Below are 17,810 nucleotides of genomic sequence, written 5' to 3'. Positions count from 1 at the left end.
GGCCAGTGCCAGAACACCGTGTCGAACCCACTCCTGACCCGCTCAGCGAACGTGTGGTCGAGCTCGAGAACGAGCGCGATGCGCTCCAGGCCGAGCTCGACGCCATCGCGAACCGGGCCGTCGGCCAATGGCTGACCGCCGAACATTTCGGGTCCCTGGCGGTGTCGGCGATGGAGCAGACGCTCTCCTGGAAGGTCACCAAACCACTTCGCACGGTGCGTTCGGCGCAGCTGCGTCGCGGCAACTCGCAGAAGCCCACTTCGTGAAACCCCTCTACGAACAGGATCCCTCCTCGTTCGTGGAGGAGGCAGAGACAGCACTTCTGCAGCGGCTGCGAGCGACAGCCGCAGTGATCCTCCCGCAATCGCACGACGAAGACGCTCTGGCGCTCCGTGGTCCCGGGGTGCTCGCCGACCACCTCGCCCGGCAGGTCAGGGCAAGCGCGAAGGTCGACGAACTGTGGCTTCTGCTCACCGCTCTCGCCGCCTCGTTCCCCGATGCTGAACTCGTCAACCGTGCGCGTCGGGACCTGTCACTTGCCGACCCTGCCCTTTCCCTGATCACACTGCTCGACTGCATCTCGAGATCGGGCAGGCGTCTGCGAGCCCTGACACAGCAACTCGACATCGTTCAGCAGCAGGCGGTTGTCGACGTTGACTTCTGCGCGCGCTACGACCACAACACGGGCATCCAGCGCGTCGTGCGCGAAACCGTCTCCCTGTGGAGCTCATCGCACGACATCGTTCTCGCACGCTGGACCGAGAACGACGAGATCTTCTGCGCAACCGATGAGGTCGAACGCCGGAGGGTGCTTGAATGGAACAGGCGGGATCGCGTGGTGCCGAAGCGAGGATCGATTCACGGAGCGGCCACCGACGAGGCCACCCGGCTCATCGTTCCGTTTCGAACCAGTGTCATTCTCCCCGAGGTGGCTCGGGAGGGCGTTTCAGGCCGGCTCGCCGCGCTCGCCGAGTTCTCGGGCAACCGTGTCGTGATGATCGGGTACGACGCCATCCCTTTCGTGACGGCAGACCTCATCCAGAAGGTCGAGATCGAGAAGTTCGCGCGGTACTCCACCGTGGTCAAGAACTCGACACGAGTTGCCGCGATCAGTGAGTCCGCCGCAGAGGAGTTCCGGGGATTCGTTCAGGCAGTGAACGCCCAGGGTGTTACCGGCCCGACGGTCAGTGCAGTGATCCTGCCAGCCCAGGTGCCGGGGGCGCAGACGCTCAGCACGCCCAGTGCGGGACCCAGCGACGAGCGGTCCGATACCGGCGAGAGAATGGTGCTCATCGTGGGCAACCAGGAACCCCGCAAGAACCTGCTCGCCGTGCTCTTCGCAGCGGAGACGCTGTGGCGGCAAGGGCTTTCCTTCAGGCTCCGGATGATCGGCGGGGCTCGCCCGGACTACAAGCGCCTCGTCGACCGAGAAGTGGCCCGGCTCAACCGTGCGGGGTACAGCGTCGAACTCTTGAGGGGGGTGAGCGACGACGTGCTCACAGATTCTTACCGGGCCGCGTGGTTCACCATCTTCCCGTCTCTTCACGAAGGGTACGGTTTGCCGGTTGCCGAGTCCCTGGCGTTCGGTATCCCTTCGATTACGTCCGACTTCGGCAGTACCGCTGAGATCGCACAGGGCGGCGGCTGCCTTGTCGTCGACCCTCGCGACGATTCGCAGATCGCAGACGCGATGCGTCTGCTGCTCACCGACGACGAGGCACACCGCAGACTCGTCGATCAAGCCCGCGGCCGTGAGCCCCGACGCTGGAGCGACTATGCGGACGAACTGTGGCACGAACTGATGGAGCCGCTGGAGGCTGGTAGTCATGACTGATTCCGTACTCGATTCACGGCTCGCCGCCCTCGAGGGCGCCCTGGGCGTCGATGTCTCCTCCGGGCCCTCCGACCGCGATCGTTCCGTCTCGGATCGCCTCGACGTGATCGCGCCGGCTATCGGCACCGACACATCGCGGCTCTGGCTCGCGCTGGCGGCGATCTCCGCGCAATTCCCGTTCGCTCTGGATTTCGAACGTTTCCGCCGTGGCGCCACACTCACTGGCACGCGCAGTGCACTCGACGAGGTTGTGCGGCGCAGCCGCCGACTCCGGGCGCCGAACCGCCTGGTCGCGGTGCGAATCGTCACAGACGCCGTCATTGTCGACGTACACCACACTTCGCGCACCGGGCTGGCCACGGGCATCCAGCGCGTCGTGCGCCAGACGATCGTCGAGTGGAAGGATCGCGCCGGCGTCGAACTGGTGGGGTGGGACCCGCGGTTCTCCGGCCTTCGCCACCTCTCGGAACCTGAACGCCAGAACGCGCTCTACGGCTCGGTACCGCACGTGCCGCGGCCCAGGACCTGGCAACTGACCATTCCGTACCGAAGTACCTACATTCTGCCGGAGCTGGCAATCGAGGGCGACAGAACAGCGAGACTGAAGAGCTTTGCCGAATTCTCGGGCAACCGTACAGGCGTCATCGGCTTCGACTGCGTTCCACTGACCTCATCTGAAACGGTCGGCGAAGGCATGTCGGCCGCGTTCTCGAAGAATCTCGCTGCCCTCGCGCACTTCGACCGGGTTTCGACAATCTCGGCAGCGGCCGCGACAGAATACCGCGGCTGGAAGCGGATGCTCGGCGGCGCGGGTCTCACCGGCCCCGAGATCGAACCACTGCTGTTGCCCAGCGTGGCAGCAGAGGTCGCTCCTGCCGAATTCGCTGCGGCTCGCGAGAAGCTGGTTCGGGGAGACAGCCCGCTTGTCGTCTGTGTCGGCAGCCATGAACCCCGCAAGAACCACCTTGCTGTTCTCTATGCTGCCGAGCGGCTCTGGCGTGAAGGCGTGCAGTTCCAGCTGGTCTTCATTGGCGGCAATGGCTGGCACGGCGAGGAGTTCCGTGCGCAGCTGGACCACCTCGCGGAGGCAGGAAGGGCCGTCCGGGCCATCTCTGCTGTGTCGGACTCCCTGCTCTGGAGCGCCTATCGCCTGGCCAGGGTGAGCATCTTCCCGTCACTCAACGAGGGTTTCGGGCTCCCTGTGGGGGAGTCTCTCTCTGCGGGCACCCCAGTCATCACGTCGAACTTCGGCAGTATGAAGGAGATCGCTGTGTCGGGGGGCGCCATCTTCGTCGATCCTCGAGACGATGATGATGTCTATCGCGGCCTGAAACAGGGGCTGCTCGACGACGAACTCCACGCGCGGCTGGTAGCGGAGGCGGCGAATCTGTCGCAGCGGGACTGGTCGGACTATGCTCGCGAGCTCTGGGACTATTTCGCTCCGCGTCCTGCCTCATCGACGTCGGCCTAGCCGAACAAATCCAACGCTCAGGTGTGAACGCGTAGTATCTATCGGTGGGATGTGCCTGACATCCCCGGGAAAGAGCACGAATGGCAAGCGTTGCCGAGGTACGAGCTGCACGATTGGCCGAACTGCCGTTCGAGGTTTCGGTCAGCGCGGGCCCCAAGGCCGTCGGGGGCTTCATTGCCTCGATCAGAGAAATCGTCTCACATCGCCAGCTTCTCGATCTCCTCATCCGTCGTGAGCTGAAATCCCGCTACAAAGACAGCAGCCTCGGCTTCGTCTGGTCGCTGATCAAGCCGCTCACACAGCTCCTGATCTACTACGTGTTCATCGGCACAGTTCTCGGTGCCTCACGCGGTGTTCCCGACTTCGCCATCTTCGTCTTCGCGGGTCTCACGCTGTGGGGCCTCTACTCCGAGATCATCGCTTCAGGCACCTCGTCGATCGTCATCAACGCCGGCTTGATCAAGAAGGTGTACCTGCCTCGCGAGATCTTCCCCCTGGCCGCGACAGGGTCTGCGATCTTCAACTTCCTGATCCAGTTCGGCATCCTTGTCCTGGCCACGATCGTGCTGGGCCAGTTCCCCGTATCTCTCAATCTGCTCTATGTACCTGCAGCAGTGGCCATCGTGCTCATCTGGGGAGTGGCATTCGCCATCCTGCTCTCGGCCCTCAACGTGTACCTCCGCGACATCCAATACCTGGTCGAGGTCGCGATGCTCCTGCTGTTCTGGGCGTCGCCGATCGTCTATTCGTGGACGCTCGTGGTCAACGCTGCCAAGAATCACAGCTGGCTGCTCGAGGTCTACCTCCTCAACCCAATCTCCTTGGCGATCCTCGCCTTTCAGAGAGGAATCTGGCAGGCAGGCAGCCAGACGCGGGTCATCGAAGGCACAACCATTCCGCCGCAGGCGTGGCCAGCCGGCATGGATGTCCGGCTCATCATCTGCGCCATCGTCGGTCTGGTCGTGCTCTTCTTCGCCCAGAGAATCTTCTCGCGCCTTCAAGGCAACTTCGCACAGGAGATCTGATGCCTTCCCCTCTCATCGCCAACGCCCCGATCGTGGTCAAGGCTTCCAACGTCTCGAAACGTTTCGTCATTCGCAAGGACAAGTCCCTCAAAGAACGAATCGTCAACTTCGGTCGCTCGAACAAGCACAAAGACGATTTCTGGGCGCTCCGAGATGTGTCGTTCGATATCACGGCCGGGTCGACCATCGGCCTGGTCGGTGCGAACGGTTCAGGTAAGAGCACGCTCCTCAAGGTGCTCGGCGGCATCATCGAACCCAACGAGGGCTCGGTGCAGCGCCGTGGGCGCCTGGCCGCGCTGCTCGAACTGGGTGCAGGGTTTCACCCTGACCTGACGGGCCGAGAGAATGTCTACCTGAACAGCTCCATCCTCGGGCTCAGCCGCGCCCAGACCGACGAGTACTTCGATTCGATCGTGGCGTTCTCTGAAATCGAAGCGTTCATCGATACACAGGTGAAGTTCTACTCTTCTGGAATGTACGTTCGGCTTGCCTTCGCTATCGCCGTGCACGTCGACCCCGACATCCTGTTGGTCGACGAGGTACTTGCCGTGGGCGATGAGCCCTTCCAGGAGAAGTGCATGAACAAGATCCGGGAGTTCCAGCAGGAGGGGCGAACGATCATCCTGGTCAGCCACTCCGCCTCCCAGGTCGAAGACCTCTGCGACCGCGTCGTCGTACTTTCGCACGGCAACGTCGTGTTCGACGGCGCGGCTGCCGAGGGCATCCTCGCCTTGAGAGAGTCGTTCGAACACTGACCAGTGGGCGCGCGCGCAACGCGGCCACCTGAGCCGATATTCCCCTGAGCGGTGTTCTGCCTCTCGCTGCCCAGTCCCGCTGTTCTAGCGCTTCCGGATGATTCGACGGGCGGCACGAAGGGGTGTTGTGATGCGCCACGACAGTGTGCCCTGGAGATCAGCGACGAGTCTTCCGAGACGGGCGGCCTCCTTCTCGGCCGACTCTGCGCGCCGGGCCAGTTCACGCGCGCGAAGCGACTCCTCTTCGAGTCGGGCAGTGAGTTCGGCCACACGCTGCGTTGCCTCGTCGCGGGCGTCGCTCACCGATTTCAGCTCCGCCTCGAGGGTGACCTGGCCCACTTCGACGTAGTCATCGAGGATGCCCGCAGAGTAGGTCACTGTGCCGCCCAGCTGGTCGAGCCGCTCGTTCGCCACGTAGAAGCGGGAAAGCCCATCGAAGAACTGGAAGGTGTAGCCCGCGTCTTCGACCCGGGACTCCCAAGTCGAATGCACCTGGCGGGTCGACAGCGGCGCCGTGGCCTCGATGATGAGTATCCACGGCCTGTACCGCGTGAAATCGAGGGAGGCGATCACCTGATCTTCGGCACCCTCGGTATCGATCGACAGAAAATGGATGTCACTCTCGCTGAGCCCTGCTTCTTCGATCGCGGAGTTGAGGCTGATCACCGGCACAGTAATGTCGCGCACCACCCAGCCCGCCTCGGCGTGCTCTGTGCTGATGTCGTCGACGAGCGTCGAGAGACCTGTTCCCTCAATCAGGTGGAAGTCCACCGTCGGTGCGTCGATGTTGCTGGCGACGGCTTGGTAGACGATGTCTCGGGGCCGCTCGTTTCGAAAGGCGGAGGCATATTCGGGGTTCGGTTCAATGGCGATGCCGTGCCAGCCGGCGTCGTAGAACTTGCGGGTTACCGACATGATGGTCGGGTCATTCGCTCCGACATCGAGGTATACGCCGTTGGTGATGTCCTTTAATGCCCGCCACAGCACGATGTCTTCGCCGTTCTGGGCAAAGGAGATGTTTCGATCGCGCACGTGAAATCCTTTCCGGCGGCATCGCCGAACTTCGGGTCTCCTAACGCTAGCCCACCACCGCGCGAGGTGGCGGCCCGAGCGGCAGCGGGTCGAGCTTCACCTTCGTGGCGAGGAGCACGAGCAGCAGGAAATTGCCCTCGACGAGGAGCCGCGACTCAGTGAGGCTCTGGATCACGAGCGCAGCGAGCAGCAACAGGGGTAACAGGGCGATGGCCTGGTACGGCGCCGGTCTGCCGCCGACGGTGGCGCTCGGAGTGGGGTCGACGGCCATCCACCAGCAGCGCACGGTGGTGGCGGCGATCAGGCACCCGAAGACGAACACGCCCACGAACCCCAGCTGCAGAAAGAGGTCGACCCAGGCGTTGTGCGCCTGCAGGTATTCGGTACCGTCGATGACGATCAGGCCCTTGAACGGTTCGACCCACGGCGCCCAGTAGCTCACCCAGCCCCAGCCGAAGACCGGATGCTGCCAGGCCAGGTTCAGCACCGTGTTCCAGATGTCGACGCGCCCGGTGAGGTCGTCGCCACGCCCGAGCAGCGGGAAGAGTTGGTCGGAGAGGGTGATCGTGGCGTAGGCGACGCCTGCGAGCCCCAGAATGCCGAACGGGTAGATCACGAGTCTCTTGTGCACCGGCACCCGGCGAATGAGCAGCGCAATCAGCAAGACGAAGGCGACGCCGACGGTGGCCATCAGCACGGTCGCCGAGCGGGTGAGGGAGTGGGCCAGAAGCGCGACCGCGAGCCAGAAGATGCTGTTGACAGCACCCCTGGTGCGCTCCACCCCCTCGATCGCGAACACGATCAGCGCGAGGAGCGCGAGAAAGGCCAGCAGGTTGCGGTTGCCCACGATGCCCTGGATCGGCCCACCGTTCAGCAGCTCCGCCGAACTCCACTCATACTCCGGCGGCACGCCCTGGCCGCCTGAGAAGAGCCACAGGGCATGCAGTGGTTGCCGGATGATCGTGCCGACGTATACCTCGAACAGCAAAGACAGCCCCAACAGCCAGCGCAGCGCCACACCGAGCGCCCGGAGGATCTCGAGCCACGTGAGCGTGACGGCCAGGGTCACGCCGGCGATGGCGGCGAGCCACTGCGCGGTGACTCCCAGGGCCGTCGCGCCGGTGTACTGTGACCAGAGCAGCGACCCCGTGCAGAGTACGAGGAAGGCGGCGAGAGGCTTGGAGCACCGCGTCCAGCGAACCGGGCTGAGCCGGTGGCTCCGCACCAGCACGACTGCGCAGGCGATCGTGAGCCCGACCACCAGCGCGATGAAGGCCGGCCAGCCCAGCAGGCTCTGCCAGGCATCGCCCCCGAGCGCCGTGAACAGCACGAACCCTGCGAACCGCACGCGCGCTCGTGCGCCCGATGGGGGTTCGGCAGCGGCAACGAAGGCCGGCCTGTACAGCAGCGGTTCGTCAGAGCGCACAGAGGATTTCATCAGTCCTCAAGGCTACCCAGCCAACCCCTGACGTAGCTTGCCCAGTGACACTCAGAGACAAATCGTTACGGGATAGGAAAGCAGCGACTGGGCCCCTGCAGGCCGGAGGCTCCGCGCGCCGCTCGCGGCGGGTGGAGTGGCCCGCAGGGAGGGCCCACGCCGGCCTGAGAGGCTCCATGCGCCGTTGGCGGCGTATGGAGAGGCCGGTGGGGAGGATTATACGAACGCAGCGAAACCCGTGATCGTGCGGCCCACGATGAGCGTGTTCATCTCGCGTGTGCCCTCGTAGGAGTAGAGCGCCTCGGCGTCGGCGAAGTGACGGGCCACGTCGTATTCCAGAACGATTCCGTTGCCGCCGAGGGCCTCGCGGCACCAGGCGACAGTCTCGCGCATGCGGGCGGTGGCGAAGGCCTTGGCCAGCGCCGAGTGCTCGTCACGCTGCACGCCTTCGTCGAGCATCCGTGACACCTGGACGACCATGCCGAGGCTCGAGGTGATGTTGCCTAGGCTCTTCACCAGCAGGTCTTGCACGAGCTGGTGCGAGGCGATCGGCTTGCCGAACTGCACGCGCTGTTTGGTGTACCTGAGCGCTGCTTCGTAGGCGCCGATCGAGTTGCCGACCGCGGCCCACGCCACCTCGGCACGGGTGAGGCGCAAGACAGAGGCGGTGTCTCGAAAACTGTTCGCGTTCTGCAGGCGCATCGACTCGGGTACGCGCACGTTCTCGAGGGTGATGTCGGCGTTCTGCACGATGCGGAGGCTCTGCTTGCCTTCGATCTTGGTGGCGGTGTACCCGGGGGTGTCGGTCTTCACGATGAAGCCCTTGACCTGGCCGTCTTCGGCCGACTTCGCCCAGATGATGGTGATGTCGCTGAAGGTGGCATTGCCGATCCAGCGCTTGGAGCCGTTGAGGATCCAGTCGTCGCCGTCGCGCGTGGCCACGGTGCGAAGCCCCTGGGCCGAGTCGGAGCCCGAGTCGGGTTCGGTGAGGCCGAACGCGCCGACGATCTCGCCGCTCGCCATCTTCGGCAGCCACTCGGCGCGCTGTTCGTCTGAACCGGCCACGTTGACAGATCCCATGGCGAGCCCGTTGTGCACGCCGACATGGGTGGCGACGGAGGCGTCGATGCGCGCGAGCTCGAGGGCGACGAACCCGCGGAAGACGGCCGAGTTCTCGAACGGCTTGGTCGACTCCCACCCGAAGCGGTACACGTCGAGCTCGGCGAGCTTCTTCACGATCTGGTGCGGGAACTCCGCGCGCTCCCACAGGCCGTTCACGAGCGGCTTGACCTCGGTCTCCAGGTAGCTGCGCAGAGCCATGATCGACTCCTTCTCCTGGTCGCTCAGCTGAGCTGAGTATCCGAAGAAGTCGCTGGCGAGGGGTTCGAAAGTCATGGGGTTCATCCGTTCGGTTCTGTGTCACTGTGGTCTGTGTCACTGTGGCCGCACATCGCTGTCACGGCCGCATCAGCCTAGGGGCGGTGCCAGAGCCCTCAAACCCAGTTGGTAGTTTGGTCTAAAACAACGGAGGGGTTTCTTCAGAATGTTCGTACAGATCACCAACACGCCCCGGGATTACGCGTGGGGCTCCGAGCGTGCGATCACCGACCTGCTGGGCCAGCCCGCCTCCACCACACCCCAGGCTGAGCTCTGGCTGGGCGCTCACCCGGGTTCGCCCAGCGTGATCGTCGACCCCTCACAGACTGGCGGCGCCCGCACGCTCACGGAGTGGATCGCGAACGACCCGGAACGGGCATCCGGCAGCCATGGCCACCTGCCGTACCTCCTGAAGATCCTCAGCGCCGAGCATCCACTCTCGCTGCAGGCGCACCCGACACTGAGCGCTGCCCGGGCCGGCTTCGAACGGGAGAACGCCGAAGGGCTCGCGCCCGACGCGCCGAACCGCAACTACAAAGACCCCCTGCACAAGCCGGAAGTCATCTTCGCGCTGAGCGAGAAATTCGAGGCGCTCTGCGGGTTCCGGCCTGTTTCAGAGATCCACGCCATCATCGCCCTGCTGAAGGCGGCGGATGCCCGGGCCGCCGTGCCCGAACCCGAACTTCTGGCTGCCCTCGAGTCGCAGTTGCGCGGAGACACCCACGAGGCGCTGCGCACGGCAGTCGAGTGGCTGCTCTCCGGCGGCGAACAGGTGCTCGCGCTGGTGCGCCAGGTGACCTCGCTCGTCGGCGGCGAGGGGTCGGGGGACGAAGGCGCGGCCGAGGGGCTGCTCGAGGGTGAGTTCGGTGCCGCGCTCGCGACGGTGCGTGACCTCGCGGCCGAGTACCCCGGCGACCCCGGCATCGTGATCTCCCTGCTGCTCAACCGGGTGACGCTGAACCGGGGTGAGGCGCTCTTTCTGCCGGCCGGCAACATCCACGCCTATCTGAAGGGGCTCGGGGTGGAACTCATGGCCGCCTCCGACAACGTGCTGCGCGGCGGGCTCACACCCAAGTACATCGACGTGCCGGAGCTGCTGAGTGTGCTGGTGTTCGACTCGTTGCCGGTGCCGTACCTGAACCCCGGGCATCCGTCTGCCGGCATCGAGGTGTACCAGCCCGACGTGATCGATTTCGAACTCGTTCGCGTGACGCCAGGGCTGGTGGATGCCCGGTACCTGCCTCTCGGGCCGGCCATCGTCATCTGCACCTCGGGTGCGGTGACGGTCTCGTCGGCGACGGGTTCGGCGCTGGTCGCGCACGGCGCCTCGTATTTCGTGACGCCGGACGAGGGCGAGCTCACGTTCTCGGGCGAGGGCGAGCTCTTCCTGGCTGGCCCGGGGGCTGCATAGGCACGGTGAGGTCGCCCCGGCTTCGGAGGCAGACCCGCTTCGGCGCCGTTGATACGGTTGACGCATCGTGACAATGACCAGACGCCAGATCCGCGAGAATGCCGCCATCCAGGGAGGGGGCATCCGACCCGAGATCCAGGCTCTCCGCGCGATCGCTGTTCTCTCGGTCGTGGTCTATCATCTCTGGCCCGTGAGGCTGCCGGGCGGTTTTGTCGGTGTCGACATCTTCTTCGTCATCTCCGGCTTTCTCATCGTCGCGCACCTCATGCGGGAGATCGACCGCACGGGGAGCGTGCAACTGCTGGTCTTCTGGGCACGGCGGGCACGCCGCCTCCTTCCTGCCAGCCTCCTCGTGCTCGCCGTCACGGGGCTCGCAGTAGTCGTGGCGGTGCCCACCGTGCAGTGGCAGCAGTTCTACTCGGAGATCGGCGCCTCTGCGCTCTACGTGCAGAACTGGCTGCTGGCCTACAACGCCGTCGACTACCTGGCCGCGGTGAATGCTCCCTCGCCGGTGGAGCACTTCTGGTCGCTGTCGGTCGAGGAGCAGTTCTACCTCGCGTGGCCGATCGTCATCGTTCTTCTCCTGGCCGTCGGCAGACTCCGGCGAGCCCTTTCGCGGCGAGCCATCGTCGTCGGCGTGCTGGTGGTGGTGACAGCAGCCAGCTTCTTCTACTCGGTCTATGCGGTCGACGTCACCCCGTCGGCTGCGTACTTCGTCACGACCGCTCGAGCCTGGGAGTTCGGCGCCGGGGGGCTGCTTGCCCTGCTCTCGCACGGGTCTTTGGGTTTTCGCCCCCTGCGTGGTGCCCTGGTGAGCTGGCTCGGGCTCGCCATCATCGCGATCACAGTGTTTTTCTACTCTGCGGCGACCCCCTTTCCCGGCATCGGTGCCATTCCGCCCGTGGTGGGCACCCTCCTGATGATCTGGGCGGGCTCTCCGACAGGGCGGTGGTCGCCCGGCGCGCTCCTCGGCCTCAGACCGGCGCAGTGGGTGGGCGGTGTGTCGTACTCGCTGTATCTCTGGCACTGGCCCTTGATCGTTTTGGTCCCGTTTGTGACGGCACAGCCGCTGGACGGGCAGGCGCGAGTGCTCATCCTGGTCTCCGCCGTCGTGCTCGCGTACATCACCAAGCGCTTCGTGGAAGAGCCGTTCCGGGTTCGCACGACACTGACCCGGCGAACAGCGGGGAGGGCGCTCTTCGTCACTCTGGGCTGCACGGTGATCGTGGCGCTCGGAGCAACACTCGGCTATTGCCAGCCCTTCATCGCGAGCTACCAGATCTCTGCAGCGGCCGCCGCTGCCATCCGGGACAACCCGAGATGCGCGGGTGCGCCGGCAGCTCTGCCCGAGAACCAGTGCTCCCAGCCGTACGCGGTCACGACCCTGACGACTCCTGCCTACGCCGAGACCGACATCGGCCGCGGTGTCCAGTCGGTCGACGAGTGCAAGCAGACCTTCGATGCAACAGCCGTCATGACCTGCGACATCGGTGACCTGGCGACGGCGACGTCAACTGTCGCGCTGGTCGGCGATTCGCACGCTGGGCAGTACCTCACGGCCCTGGATGAGTACGGGCGGGCCAATCACGTCCATTTCATCACCTATCTGAAGTCCTGGTGTGCGGGTACCGGTGCGCCAGATGTGGCGAGCTTCGGCTATGACGTGCCAGAGCGCATGCAGTCATGCACCGATTGGGGGCGGAGTGTGCTGGCGTCGGTGTCGCAGAACACAGCGATCGATGCGGTGTTGTTCACCGACTACACCCGCAGTTACGTCGAGGCGCCGCCGAGCCTCGGAGGGCGCCCGATCACGGCAGGCGACTTCGAGACGGCGTGGCAACCGCTTCTGGACGCGGGCAAACGGGTGATCGTGATCCGCGATCTCCCGAACGCCGACAAGGAGGACATTCCCGCCTGTGTCGCCACCCACCTCGCCCAGTACGACCCCTGTTCGCAGCCGCGCGCAAGTGCCACTCTCGACCTGGGGCAGGACCCGCTCTCGATGGCGGCAGCCCAGATGCCGTCGGTCTCGTTCATCGATCTGACAGACGATCTCTGCGATGCCACCACCTGTCATGTCGTGATCGGTGGATTCATCGTGTACTTCGGAAGCAATCACCTGACCCAGACGTTCTCGCGCACTCTCGAGTCGATCGTCGGCCCCCAGATACGATCTGCCCTCTGAAATACGGGTGCCCTCTGAAATACCGTCCGCAGACGGGCTATATTGCCGGAAATTCCGGCCTGTCGCAAACCTTAGATGACGAGTTGAGGGTTTACGATCTGCGACTTGACGAGAGCGAACTACATCGGTGTAATTAGTTATAGGGGTTTTTCGAAAAGACTCGGCACGTCGAAGTCTTGAAGAATGGAGGGCATGATATGTCACCAGTAGCAGGCCTCCATTCGGGGGCACCAGACGACTGGTTCGTCGACCCGGTCATCCTCGGTGTTCCGGGGGTACGCCAGACTGAAGACAATCCACTCGCCTGGCAGACGGATTCGCTCTGCGCCCAGACCGACCCCGAGGCATTCTTTCCTGAAAAGGGCGGTTCGACTCGCGATGCGAAGCGCATCTGCCAGACCTGCGAGGTCAAGGCGCAGTGCCTCGAGTACGCGTTGCAGAACGACGAGCGGTTCGGCATCTGGGGCGGGCTCTCCGAGCGTGAGCGTCGCAAACTCCGCAAGCAGGCCAGCTAGCGATTGCTGAGCACCTCTGTGGTTGTGCCGGCACCCAACCGTCGCCCAGCCAAGTCCAGCACTCAGGGGGCGCGCCGGGGAGCATCGACGTTTCACGGGGGCTCGCGTCTAGAGTCGAATGAATGCAAGCCCGAGTAACTGCCGTACTGGTCGCCCACAATGGCGCGGAGCGTCTTCCGCGTACGTTGGCGGCCATCGAGGCCCAGACCCGGCGACCCGATGCTCTCGTCGTCGTCGATGCTGCGTCGACCGATACGACGGCCAAACTCCTCTCTGAGGTGCAACCCACCGGGTTCCTTTCGGCTTCGAGTCGTCTCTCCTTCGGCGTCGCGGTGTCGCACGCCCTCGGCGTTGTCGCACCTCCCTCCTCCGATGCCGAGTGGCTCTGGCTCCTCGCGCATGACAGCGCGCCGGAACCCGGTGCGCTCGCGGCCCTGTTGGCAGCAGTCGAGGTGAACCCGTCAGTTGCGGTCGCAGGCCCCAAGCAGATGGAGTGGAACAACGGCGACTACATCGCCGGGTTCGGCGAATCCATCACGCGCTTCGGGGCCAGTGTTCCGCTCGTGGAGCGTGAGCTCGACCAGGCGCAGCACGACCGCATGAGTGACGTTCTCGGCGTCGGTGCGGCGGGCATGCTTGTTCGCCACACCGTGTGGAACCAGCTGGGCGGATTCGACGACGCACTGCACACCGCCGACAACGGCCTCGACTTCTCGATCAGGGCGAGGCTCGCCGGGCACCGGGTCATGGCCGTGCCCGACGCGAAGGTCGCCACCGCAGGTGACGGGCTCTCCGGCCCGGGCAATTCGGCCAAGGGGTCTCAGCGACGCAGGCGCCAATCGGCGCGGCGCGCGGCCCAGCTGCACCGACGCCTGGTGTACGCCCCCGCGTTCGCAGTGGTCTTCCACTGGTTGTCGTTGGTGCCTCTCGCTGTCGCCAGAACCCTCTTCCAGGTTCTTCGCAAGCAGCCCGGCGCCGTCACGGGTGAATTCGCCGCAGCTTTCAGAACGGCCTTCAGCGGTCGGGTCGGTGCCGCGCGGCGCTCCATCCGCATGACGAGGGCTGCGAGCTGGGGCGCGATTGCGCCGCTGCGTGTGCCTGGCGGCGAGGTGCGCCGACGCAATGCGCTGGTGCGCGAACTTGCGCTGTCCCGTGCTCGAGGCTCGCGAGAGGAGCTGTTCTTCTTCTCCGGCGGAGGTGCGGCCATCGTTATCGCGGCCGCGGTACTCGGGCTCGCCCTGTTCTTCCCGTTGCTCGGCGCGGCTGCACTCACCGGCGGATCGTTCCTCCCGCTGGGAGACGTCGGGGGCCTGTGGGCACAGGTCGGCTACGGCTGGCGTGACCTGGGGCTCGGGTTCGTGGGCGCAGCAGACCCGTTCGCCTACATTCTGGCGGTGTTCGGCTCGATCACGTTCTGGTCGCCGTCGGTTGCGCTGGTGGTGCTATACCTCGCTGCCTTCCCGCTTGCGGCCCTGGCCGCGTGGTTCTGCGCTGCAAAGCTCACCTCGAGGCAGGGTCTGCGGGTCTTCGCGGCCGTGTTGTGGGTGATCGCCCCGCCGTTCCTCAGCTCGATGGATGCCGGCCAGGTCGGTGCCATCATCGCGCACCTCCTGCTGCCCTGGTTGGTTCTCGCGGCGCTTTCTGCTGCGCGTTCGTGGCCTGCCTCCGCGCTCGCGTCTCTCCTCTTCGCCGGCGTGCTCGCCGCAGCCCCTTCGCTCTGGCCGGCGCTGATCGTGCTGTGGTTCGGCGCGGTCGTCTTCTCGCGTCGGGCCATCGCCCGGTACATCGGAATTCCGATACCGGCGCTGGCGCTCTTCCTGCCGCTTGCATACGACCAGCTCCAGCGAGGCAACCTGCTTGGCCTGCTCGCCGACCCCGGGCTGCCGAACGCGCACGGACCGGTGAGTCTCATCGACCTGCTTCTCGGCCAGCCACAGAGCGGACTCGGCGGCTGGTCGGGCATCGGCACTGCCGTCGGGCTCGATTCGGCAACCGTGCAGCTCATCGCTGTACTGCTCGTGGTGCCCCTGGCGCTCATCGCCCTCGTGGCTCTCTTCCTGCCGCGCTCCTATGCCGCCGCACTCGCCGCTCTCGTTGCTGTGCTCGGCTTCGCCACGGCCGTCGCGGCCACGACGATCTCGGTCTCCTCGACCGGCGCGCTAGAGATCTCGATCTGGCCGGGCGCCGGGCTCAGCCTGTTCTGGCTCGGCCTGGTCGGTGCGGCGACAGTCGGCCTCTCGACGTTCACCCGTCTCGCGGCTCTCCCCGCGCTGGTGGCGGCGGTGGCCATCGCTGTGTTGGCGGTGCCCGTGGCGACGTCCACCCTCGTCGGCACGAGCGCAATTCGGTCTGGCACCGGCCAGTCCCTTCCCGCTTTCGTCACGGCAGAGGCCACGTCCAATCCCCGGGTGGGCACCCTGGTGCTCACGCCGCAGTCGAATGGTGGCCTCGCGGCCTCCGTCGTCCACGGCGCAGGTGCCACCCTCGACACGCAGTCCACGCTCGCCGCGACCGTCGTCGGCCTCACCCCCGCCGAGCAGAACCTGGCGAACCTGGTGGGCAACCTCGCCTCCCGCAGTGGTACAGACCCCACGGTCGAACTGGCCCAGCTCGGCATCGAGTTCGTCGTGCTTGCGCCGCCCGCCGCTTCTGCCTCGTCGACGGATGCCCAGGCCGTCGCTGCCCGCGCCACCAGCTCGTTCGACAGCAACGCCTCGCTGACCTCCATCGGGCAGACCTTCGCCGGCAGGCTCTGGCAGGTCACCGGCACACCGGGGTTCTCTGCTTTGCCGGCGCCGTCACCCACGAACACCGGCACGCCGACGGGTGCGCTCATTCTGATCATCCAGGCCATCATCTTCGGCTTGGCACTCCTGCTGGCGCTGCCGGCGGGCAGGCTGGAGGCCCACGGGCTGCGCGCGGCCACGGCGCTCGACGAAGCGGCGGAGCTCGAGGAAGAGGGTGCGGCTGGTGCCGGGGTGGCACCCAGCGGCGATCCCGGCGGCGTCGAACCCGTTTCCGCGGCTGAGACCGATACCGGAACGACTGCTGTTGACGAAGACGGTGCCGCCTCCAACCCGGGTTCCGCTGGGACCGTCGGCGTGAGTGCCCGTGCAGATGCCGACGAAGCTCTGATCGCAGAATCTCGCGCAGAATCCAGCGTAGGTGCGAGTGCCGAAACCACGGCTGAAACGTCTGCCGAGCCGACAGAGGAGGCGAACCGTGGCGAGTAGATCATCCGTCGCCCGCACCAGCGTGCGGCTCGTGACCAGCGTGGTGGTGCTCGCGCTCGGGGTGGCGACGGTCGCCTCGGCCGCGTTCCTCGACTTGCCACAGTACGCTGCGGGAGTGCCGAGTGTGACGGTGACGCCGGAGGCCTCCGACCAGACGCGGGTCTGCCCTGGCCCCGCGGTGCAGATCGACGGCAGCGCCACTGCGGACCGCGCCCAGGGTTCCCCCTCGCTCGTCTCCGTTGGCGCCCCGGTACTGCAGGCCGGCGCAGACCCGAGCTCGACCGGCATCACCACGTCTGAGCTCGAGACGCCCGATTCACGCCCCGGGGGAGCTCTGCCCACAAGCCTCACTGCGACGGGCGCCGACGGCACCCTGTTGGCGGGCAGCCAGTCGGTGCAGGTCTCCGAGAACGACCTCGTTGGACTGGCGAGCACGGAGTGCGCCGAAGCAGCTCCCGACAGCTGGCTGGTGGCCGGCGCGACAACAACCGGGCGCACGAGCTTCGTCCTGCTGAGCAATCCGAGCGATGTGCTGGCGACTGTCACCCTCGGCATCTTCGGCGAGACCGGGCTGGTGAGTGCGCCGGGTACGAGCGGCATCATCGTGCAGCCGCACTCGCAGCGGGCTCTGTCGCTTGCAGGGTTTGCTCCGAATCTGGTTTCGCCGGTCATCCATGTCACCAGCGCCGGGGGCAGCGTGCTCGCGTCTCTGCAATCGAGCGTTGTACGGTTGCTGACTCCCGGCGGTATCGATGTGGTCGGCCCCACCTCTGGTCCAGCGCTGACCCAGACGATCTCCGGTGTCCAGGTGGTGAGCACGAGCGCCATCGCCGAACGGGCGACCGACCCGGCCTCGAGTGACCTGCCGGCCACGCTTCGGGTCTACGTACCCGGTGCGGAATCGGCGACGCTCACTGTCACCCTCAGGAGTGAGACGCTCGGCGTCGCGGACGCCACCGTGAACTACAGCGCGACCGGCGGCATCGTGACGGAGTTCCCGTTCCCCTCGCTCACCGACGACACCTACGCCGTCACAGTGAGCTCTGACCAGCCCATCGTCGCGGGAGCCCGCTCGGCCGTCGTCAGCGGCGGCGTCGACTATGCCTGGTACCAGTCGAGCCCTCTGCTCGCCGGTTCGTTCGTCTTCACCACGGCCGAAGGCCCGAATCCGAAGCTCCAACTCGTGAACACCGGTGGCACGGATGGTGCGGTCACCGTCACCCCGAACGCCGGCGGTGCACCGCAGACCCTGACGGTCGCGGCAGGCAGTGCCACGGGCGTGCCGCTGTCGAACGCGACGACGTATACCGTCGCCACGTCCGCACCGCTCACGGCGTCGGTGGGATACCTCGGAGATGGACTCATCTCGGCGTTCGCCGTCAGCCCTGCAAGCCCCCTGGCGTCGCCGATCACGCTCTACCGCGGGTAGGGCGCCCGTCGCCGGTTGAGTAGGCCGCGAAGCGGCCGTATCGAAACCCGCTCTCCCACCCCACCTGCTCGACCCGCGCTTGCGACTCAGACGGCAGCTCTCGCC

12 protein-coding genes and 1 pseudogene are annotated in these 17,810 nt (G+C 65.8%); 10 read left to right on the top strand and 3 right to left on the bottom strand.

Going from position 1 to position 17,810, the window contains the following annotated elements:
* The first annotated feature begins 5 nt into the window (after window positions 1–5).
* The 5 genes and pseudogenes from JOE66_RS14595 to JOE66_RS14575 all read left to right on the top strand — a co-directional run.
* Window positions 6–266, top strand: a complete 261-nt coding sequence (locus JOE66_RS14595) for a hypothetical protein (protein WP_205110606.1) — start codon at window positions 6–8, stop codon at window positions 264–266.
* Entirely contained in the window at window positions 263–1,834 is a 1,572-nt protein-coding gene (locus JOE66_RS17690; RefSeq protein ID WP_205110604.1) for a glycosyltransferase, read from the top strand. The genes JOE66_RS14595 and JOE66_RS17690 overlap by 4 nt, the downstream gene beginning before the upstream one ends.
* The gene (locus tag JOE66_RS14585; RefSeq protein ID WP_205110602.1) at window positions 1,827–3,305 is read left to right on the top strand and encodes a glycosyltransferase; all 1,479 of its coding nucleotides are present in this window, start codon (window positions 1,827–1,829) and stop codon (window positions 3,303–3,305) included. Before JOE66_RS17690 ends, JOE66_RS14585 begins: the two co-directional genes overlap by 8 nt.
* An 80-nt stretch (window positions 3,306–3,385) precedes the next feature.
* Entirely contained in the window at window positions 3,386–4,330 is a 945-nt protein-coding gene (locus tag JOE66_RS14580) for an ABC transporter permease (RefSeq protein ID WP_205110600.1), read from the top strand.
* Window positions 4,330–5,079, top strand: a pseudogene (locus tag JOE66_RS14575) (ABC transporter ATP-binding protein); the annotation flags it as partial. The gene JOE66_RS14580 and the pseudogene JOE66_RS14575, both read left to right, overlap by 1 nt.
* Before the next feature lie 90 nt (window positions 5,080–5,169).
* Here the strand turns inward: JOE66_RS14575 and JOE66_RS14570 are convergent.
* The 3 genes from JOE66_RS14570 to JOE66_RS14560 form a co-directional block, all read right to left on the bottom strand.
* Window positions 5,170–6,117 carry an FkbM family methyltransferase gene (locus tag JOE66_RS14570; protein ID WP_205110598.1) on the bottom strand — a complete coding sequence of 316 codons (948 nt, stop codon included), beginning with the start codon at window positions 6,115–6,117 and terminating at the stop codon, window positions 5,170–5,172.
* Between the two features lie 46 nt (window positions 6,118–6,163).
* On the bottom strand, window positions 6,164–7,555 hold the full coding sequence (locus JOE66_RS14565; protein ID WP_205110596.1) for an O-antigen ligase family protein: 1,392 nt from the start codon (window positions 7,553–7,555) through the stop codon (window positions 6,164–6,166).
* 216 nt (window positions 7,556–7,771) lie between these two features.
* Window positions 7,772–8,950, bottom strand: coding sequence for an acyl-CoA dehydrogenase family protein (locus JOE66_RS14560; RefSeq protein WP_205110594.1), 1,179 nt, complete (start codon window positions 8,948–8,950; stop codon window positions 7,772–7,774).
* 148 nt (window positions 8,951–9,098) lie between these two features.
* On the opposite strand from JOE66_RS14560, the gene manA reads away from it, so the two are divergent.
* The 5 genes from manA (at window position 9,099) to JOE66_RS14535 (ending at window position 17,705) form a co-directional block, all read left to right on the top strand.
* Window positions 9,099–10,343 carry a mannose-6-phosphate isomerase, class I gene (gene manA / locus JOE66_RS14555; protein WP_205110592.1) on the top strand — a complete coding sequence of 415 codons (1,245 nt, stop codon included), beginning with the start codon at window positions 9,099–9,101 and terminating at the stop codon, window positions 10,341–10,343.
* 73 nt (window positions 10,344–10,416) lie between these two features.
* Complete coding sequence (locus JOE66_RS14550; RefSeq protein ID WP_205110590.1) at window positions 10,417–12,528, top strand: acyltransferase family protein; 2,112 nt, start codon at window positions 10,417–10,419, stop codon at window positions 12,526–12,528.
* Window positions 12,529–12,725: 197 nt separating this feature from the next.
* Window positions 12,726–13,043, top strand: a complete 318-nt coding sequence (locus JOE66_RS14545; RefSeq protein WP_205110588.1) for a WhiB family transcriptional regulator — start codon at window positions 12,726–12,728, stop codon at window positions 13,041–13,043.
* 122 nt (window positions 13,044–13,165) lie between these two features.
* The gene (locus JOE66_RS14540; protein ID WP_205110586.1) at window positions 13,166–16,276 is read left to right on the top strand and encodes a glycosyltransferase family 2 protein; all 3,111 of its coding nucleotides are present in this window, start codon (window positions 13,166–13,168) and stop codon (window positions 16,274–16,276) included.
* On the top strand, window positions 16,266–17,705 hold the full coding sequence (locus tag JOE66_RS14535; protein WP_205110584.1) for a DUF5719 family protein: 1,440 nt from the start codon (window positions 16,266–16,268) through the stop codon (window positions 17,703–17,705). Before JOE66_RS14540 ends, JOE66_RS14535 begins: the two co-directional genes overlap by 11 nt.
* Window positions 17,706–17,810: the final 105 nt, after the last annotated feature.

The organism is Subtercola frigoramans, assembly GCF_016907385.1.
Lineage (GTDB): Bacteria > Actinomycetota > Actinomycetes > Actinomycetales > Microbacteriaceae > Subtercola > Subtercola frigoramans.
Note: the sequence above shows the minus strand (reverse complement) of the source record. Positions and strands in the feature narration are given on the sequence as shown.